The sequence below is a fragment of the Moorena sp. SIO2C4 genome (assembly GCF_010672485.1).
Taxonomy (GTDB): Bacteria; Cyanobacteriota; Cyanobacteriia; order Cyanobacteriales; family Coleofasciculaceae; genus Moorena; species Moorena producens.
Genome location: NZ_JAAHGN010000665.1, coordinates 1 through 4218, shown reverse-complemented (window position 1 = coordinate 4218; position 4218 = coordinate 1). Strand labels below are relative to the sequence as shown.

4 protein-coding genes are annotated in these 4218 nt (G+C 37.5%); 3 read left to right on the top strand and 1 reads right to left on the bottom strand.

Going from position 1 to position 4218, the window contains the following annotated elements:
- Positions 1-400: 400 nt before the first annotated feature.
- The 3 genes from F6K20_RS26780 (at position 401) to F6K20_RS26770 (ending at position 3796) form a co-directional block, all read left to right on the top strand.
- Positions 401-3247 carry a COR domain-containing protein gene (locus F6K20_RS26780; RefSeq protein ID WP_008190613.1) on the top strand — a complete coding sequence of 949 codons (2847 nt, stop codon included), beginning with the start codon at positions 401-403 and terminating at the stop codon, positions 3245-3247.
- Positions 3244-3393, top strand: a complete 150-nt coding sequence (locus F6K20_RS26775; RefSeq protein WP_287267182.1) for a hypothetical protein — start codon at positions 3244-3246, stop codon at positions 3391-3393. The genes F6K20_RS26780 and F6K20_RS26775 overlap by 4 nt, the downstream gene beginning before the upstream one ends.
- A gap of 235 nt (positions 3394-3628) precedes the next feature.
- On the top strand, positions 3629-3796 hold the full coding sequence (locus tag F6K20_RS26770) for a hypothetical protein (RefSeq protein ID WP_154659975.1): 168 nt from the start codon (positions 3629-3631) through the stop codon (positions 3794-3796).
- 46 nt (positions 3797-3842) lie between these two features.
- Here the strand turns inward: F6K20_RS26770 and F6K20_RS26765 are convergent, their stop codons facing one another.
- Positions 3843-4043 (bottom strand): hypothetical protein, encoded by a 201-nt coding sequence (locus tag F6K20_RS26765; RefSeq protein ID WP_287253711.1) that lies wholly within the window; start codon positions 4041-4043, stop codon positions 3843-3845.
- Positions 4044-4218: the final 175 nt, after the last annotated feature.

The following is a 4218-nucleotide window of genomic DNA, read 5'->3' as shown; positions in this document are numbered from 1 at the left end:
TGTTGCTGATTATGCGTATGGTTTTGCCCCCCTAGCCCCCCAATTCTGGGGGGAACAAAACTATCAAAGTCCCCCAGAATTGGGGGATTTAGGGGGCTTTAATAAAACCAAATGATCGCACATTCATTCCTTAATTCAGCAACGCCGGATTTTTTGTATTGCTGAATCAAAGAAGGAAATTCTTTCACCAAGATTTTTAAGTATAAATACTTATTGTTGCATTTAAGCAGTAATGCGACATCACTTTTCTATAGGAAAGATTAAAATAGATTTGTTGGGTCAGGGATAATACAGTTTTTATCGGACTTATGAGGTACAGTGTTTTTTGACGCTGATTACCTTAAAAATCTATTGCCTTAAAACCATAACCTTTGTCACTCACCCAAATAACCATTGCTATATGAGCGAAGATAGTATTCCAAAACGCTTCCGAGAAAAAATAAAAGAAGCCAGGAAAAAAAAACTTGAAATACTGGATTTGAGTAATGGATATCGAACCCAACCATTGACTAATATTCCAGAGGAAGTTTTTGAACTAAAACAAATTAGAGTATTAAACTTAAGCGGCAACCGAATATATCAAATACCAGAATATATTAGTAACATTACCAATTTAGTCAGGCTAGATTTGTCGCGTAATCAAATAACAAAATTACCCCAAAAAAATTTTGGTAATTTTATCAATTTAATCGAGCTAGATTTATCAAAAAATAACCTAATAAATCTCCCCGAATCTCTTGGAGAACTACCCAATTTAAAAAAGCTATATTTATCCCGTAATCAACTAAAAAAACTGCCGGTATCTCTTGGAAATCTCTACAATTTGACTGAACTAGATTTATCGTTAAATAAACTAAATACTTTTCCCGAATCTCTTGGAAATTTATCTAATTTAAGCAGGCTAGATTTAGTGGGCAATAACCTAAACAAACTGCCCGATTTTCTTGGTAACTTTTATAAGTTAACCGAACTATATTTATGGAATAATCAACTAACACATCTGCCCGAATCTCTTGGTAATATATTAAATTTAAGTAAGCTCCATTTATGGAATAATCAACTAACATATCTACCCAAATCTATTGGAAATTTATCCAATTTAACCAGTCTAGATTTGTCGTATAATCAACTAAGCAAACTACCAGAAAATATTGTAAATCTATCCAATTTAACCCATCTAGATTTATCGGGTAATCCCCTCGTTGTCCCACCGCCAGAAGTGGTCAGTGGAGGTGTAGGTGCTATTAAACAATATTTTCGACAATTAAGGAAAGAAGGAAAAGATTATATCTATGAAGCTAAGTTGTTGATTGTGGGCGAGGCTGGAGCAGGCAAGACTAGTTTAGCTAAGAAAATTGAAGACCCTCAATACCAACTCCAAGACAATCAACAGTCTACAGAAGGCATTGATGTTATCAAATGGAGTTTTCCTCTAGATAGCGGACGAGAATTTAACGTTAATATTTGGGATTTTGGGGGCCAAGAAATTTATCATGCTACCCATCAGTTTTTTTTAAGTAAACGTTCTCTCTATACTTTAGTTGCAGATAGTCGTAAACAAGATACGGATTTTTATTATTGGTTAAATATTGTAGACAAATTAAGTGACAATAGCCCCCTGTTGATTATTAAAAACGAGAAACAAAACCGCCAAAGAGACATTAACGAAAGAGCTTTGCGAGGACAGTTTACCAATCTCAAAGAAACTCTGGCTACTAACCTCAAAACTAACCGAGGTTTAGAAAAGATTACCGATGAAATTAAACATTACATTAAAAAATTACCTCACGTCGGGCAAGAATTACCCAAAACTTGGGTAAATGTGCGTCAAGCTTTAGAAAACGATGCTCACAATTATATCTCTCTTCAAGACTATCTGGATATTTGTAAAATCAATGGATTTACTCGACGGTCAGATGCATTACAGTTAAGCGGATATCTCCACGATTTAGGAGTATGTCTTCATTTCCAGGATCAAGAAGAGTCGTTGTTATATAAAATAGTCATTCTTAAACCCGAATGGGGTACCGATGCGGTTTACAACGTGCTGGATAATCATGACGTTATTAATAACAAAGGAAAGTTTACTCGCAAGGATTTAAAACGTATTTGGAAGGAAGACAAGTATGCCTCTACCAGAGGAGAATTACTAGAACTAATGAAGAAATTTCAACTTTGCTATAAAATTCCTGACAGCAAAGATACCTTTATCGCCCCTCAACTCCTCAGCGATAACCAACCATACTATGATTGGAATCCATCCCATAATCTGATTTTACGTTACGCTTATCCGGATTTTATGCCCAAGGGTATTATCACTCGTTTGATTGTGGTGATGCATCAGTATATTGACCAACAACAATACGTTTGGAAAAGTGGCGTCATCTTAACTAAAGACAACACCAAAGCTGAAGTGATTGAATATTACGGTAAACGGGAGATTAAGATTAGGGTTACTGGTAGAGATAAGCGGGGATTATTAACTATAGTTGCTTATGAACTAGATAGAATACATAATTCTTATAAGCGCTTGAAGTACAGTCAGTTAATACCTTGTAATTGTTCTACGTGTAAAGACAGTCAGTCGCCACATTCTTATCCCTTTGAAACATTGCGAAAATTTATAGCAGACAAGGAATACACCATTCAATGTCAACAAAGCTATCAGATGGTGAATGTTCTGAATTTAATTGATGATATAATAGATGTTAACAAGTTAGTATCTAACGATCAACAAGATAGTAATCAATCCATTCAGTTTAAAGGCGATATTCAAAAATTAGTATTGCTATTATCACAACACGGTAATATTTCTGGAGATTATTCTGAAATCATGGCTAATATCAACGATAAAAGTCAAAATATAAATATATCGGATAACGCTACAGTAACAAATAGTTTTGCTGGTGCGTTTAACTTAGGTGAGATTAGTGGTACAGTTGCTAATACTATCAACCAGTTACCTAGCTTTGAGCCTGAGCCTGATAAAAAACAACTGAAGGAATTACTCAGTCAACTGCAAAGCGCAGTCTTAGCAGAAGATTTGGATGACGAAGACAAAGCAGAAGCCCTAGAACAAATTGAAGCGATCGCTTCTGGTTTAACTAATTCCGAAGATGGTGCTGTGAAGAAAGTAGTTAAGAAGGCGATGAAAATACTCATGGGAACTGCTGCTGCTTTGTCTCCTACTGCTAATATGGTAACTATATGTAAGGATTTACCAGGTTTGATTAGTAAGATATTTTGAGAAAAAGGCAAGATAAGCGATCAGCGATCAGCGATCAGCTTTCAGCTTTCAGCGATCAGCGATCAGCGATCAGCGATCAGCTTTCAGCTTTCAGCTTTCAGCATTCAGCTATCAGCTTATGCGCTACGCGCACAGCTTTTGAATAAAACAAGTAAGCATTGCTTTAATCTCTGTTACGTCAGCTGAAGGCTGACGGCTGAAGGCTGACGGCTGACGGCTGACCGCTGACGGCTGACCGCTGACGGCTGACCGCTGACGGCTGACCGCTGACGGCTGACCGCTGAATGCTTACAAAAAATATAAGTCTAAAAATAAAAAAAATAGCCGTAGATATTATGTCTACGGCTTTTTCAATACCACAGTAAGTGGATTGAAATTGTCATGTCAGTCAGATTCCAAACCAAACCTGATGTGATCTTATTTTATTGGCCAAAGGCCACGCTACGCGAAAAGACCAGGAGCCTTTGCAAGGGGGGAAACCCCCCCAGAAATTTAGCGATGCAGCGCGGTCTTGGGGAGCCAGTGCGGTCTTGGGGGTTCCCCCCATGAGCAACTGGCGTGGTTTCCCCATGAGCGACTGCATCAAGACAACGTGTTATGGCAACAGCCAATACTTCATCATGGTAGTCCTCACTTCCCCTGGAACCTCCGTCGGCTCCAGAGGACTCCACTCGCAAATCTCTGCATACCCAAATACATAGAGGGTGTGCATGCTATAGGTTACTGCTTTACGAGAGCCTTTCAGAGTGTGCTCAACAGGGTATTTTTTTAGGTTTGGGTTAAATTCTGTTGACATGTTTTAATTTTTGAACTCGACGTTATATATATAATCATAATGATTATATATTAATTTGTCAAGGGTTTTAAAAAAACTTTTTTTTGGGGGTTTTATGGAGAAGTTGCAATTAATTTAAAAGCTAAGCTTAAGCGCTATGCGCACGCTACGTGAACAGCCTTCAGCTATCAGCATA